This window comes from Cryobacterium sp. 10I1, assembly GCF_035019805.1.
Taxonomy (GTDB): domain Bacteria; phylum Actinomycetota; class Actinomycetes; order Actinomycetales; family Microbacteriaceae; genus Cryobacterium; species Cryobacterium glucosi.
On record NZ_JASJVF010000495.1, the window covers coordinates 1 to 1,109 of the forward strand.

Genomic DNA, 1,109 nt, shown 5'->3' on the forward strand with positions numbered 1-1,109 from the left:
CACTGACCCGTAAGGGGAACCGCGAGCGTTTCAGCACCAGAGGCGAGCCAAAGTTCCTCGCCTCCCCAGCCGCGGCCTGGATCGACGCACCAACCTCAACCATCCAGGCAGAACAAGCCAAATGAACTCACGCTTGCCTCATCCAACTGGACGTTACGAGGTGGCGTTCGACTTGACTGTCGGTGGGTCTGGTGAGAATGGATTCATGAAGATCGTCCTGGTTCCGCCGCTGCTCTGCTCCCCCCTCGCTTACGCGCCGGTGATCGACACTGTCTGGTCCCACGGTCAGGTCACCATTGCCGATACCCGCCATGACGACACGATCGCGGCAATGGCTGAACGGATTCTCCGCGAGAACGCCGGAGAATTCGCCATTCTTGGTACCAGCATGGGAGGGTACGTCGCCTTGGAAGTCGTCCGGCAAGCACCCGACCGAGTCACCGCCCTCGCCCTCGTCAGCACGTCCGCCCGAGCCGACACCACAGAGCAGGTCAAGGCGCGGTCCAGCCAATCCGCACTCGTCGAGGACGGGCATTTCGACGCCCTCGTCGACGCCGCCTTCCCCGGCGTCGTCGCAGCCAACAACGAGTCTGACCAGGCGCTGCTGGCCACATGGCGGGCCATGACAGCGCCAGTTGGCCCGGGCGCCTTCCTGCGCCAACAGCGTGCTGTCGTTCAGCGCTCTGACCTCCGCTCGATGCTGCCGTCGATAACGTGTCCCACGGCGATCATCCATGGGGCTGCAGATCGCCTCATCCCCCTCGCCGCCGCCGCAGAGACAACCGCCGCAATGCCCGCAGCCACATTCACCATCATCGAGGGCGCCGGCCACTTCCTGTTCCATGAACGGCCCGCCGCCGCACGAGACGCCGTAGACACATGGCTCGAGTCAGCTGAATAGCTGAACCGTAGCCATGTGATGCCGCCAGACAACGTTCAACCACCGGGCCCGCGTGTGTCCGGGACGCCTCGGCAAAACCTTCAAGCCCTCGAATCCGACATCCGCAAATGGGTCAAGGGTTGGAACGAGAACCCGAAGTCATTCATCTGGACCAAGCCCGCCGAACAGATCCTCGAATCCCTCAGCAGACTTCTACAACGAACTAACG

At 62.8% G+C, this 1,109-nt stretch carries 1 protein-coding gene and 1 pseudogene; both read left to right on the plus strand.

Going from position 1 to position 1,109, the window contains the following annotated elements:
* The first annotated feature begins 205 nt into the window (after nt 1-205).
* Nucleotides 206-901: an alpha/beta hydrolase gene (locus QN345_RS19350; protein WP_323504902.1), complete on the plus strand. Its 696-nt coding sequence runs from the start codon at nt 206-208 to the stop codon at nt 899-901.
* Between the two features lie 15 nt (nt 902-916).
* Nucleotides 917-1,109, plus strand: a pseudogene (locus tag QN345_RS19355) (hypothetical protein); the annotation flags it as partial.